This window comes from Saccharicrinis fermentans DSM 9555 = JCM 21142 (assembly GCF_000517085.1).
Classification (GTDB): domain Bacteria; phylum Bacteroidota; class Bacteroidia; order Bacteroidales; family Marinilabiliaceae; genus Saccharicrinis; species Saccharicrinis fermentans.
The window spans coordinates 2,414,703-2,415,311 of the sequence record NZ_KI912107.1 but is presented as its reverse complement, the minus strand read 5'-3'; the positions used below and the strand labels follow the sequence as shown (position 1 = coordinate 2,415,311).

The 609-nt window shown below is 39.4% G+C and carries 1 protein-coding gene; it reads left to right on the top strand.

Going from position 1 to position 609, the window contains the following annotated elements; all coding sequences use genetic code 11:
* The first annotated feature begins 162 nt into the window (after nucleotides 1-162).
* Entirely contained in the window at nucleotides 163-537 is a 375-nt protein-coding gene (locus tag CYTFE_RS0109515) for a P-loop NTPase family protein (RefSeq protein WP_211238163.1), read from the top strand.
* Nucleotides 538-609: the final 72 nt, after the last annotated feature.

Genomic DNA, 609 nt, shown 5'->3' with positions numbered 1-609 from the left:
CTTCGCTATTTAGAAACACTAATAAAATTAGGATAAGAGTATGAATGCACCAAATGTAGATAACACCACCAATCCGCCTATGGGTACAAAAGTATCTAGGCCAAAAGGCAAGTACATCAATCAGGTACGAACAAAAAAGTTTAAACATTTGAATTTGATGGGGTGTATCGCGATGTGATGGGAATGCCAGAAACAAACGGAATTTGGTTGGTGTACGGTAAAGAGAAGAATGGTAAAACAACCTTATCGCTCATGTTAGCTGAATACTTAAGTACTTTCGGTAGAACGATGTATATAAGCGCCGAGGAGGGGATTGGTAAAACGTTTGTCGATGCTACCGAACGCGCTAAACTTAGGCCAAATAATCGAAGTCTTATTTTTTACGAATACGTGAGCGTAGAGGAGTTGATTAGCATACTTTCTCGACGTCAGTCTCCGCATGTGGCTTTCCTAGATAACATGACAATTTACAATGACGAACTAAAAGCTGGAGGGCTGAAAAATCTTGTGCAAAAATTTCCAAATAAACTTTTGTAATAATTGCACATGAGGAACGAAACGAGCCCTACACAGCAACCGCTAAACTAGCCAGAAAACTAGCTTCTATCA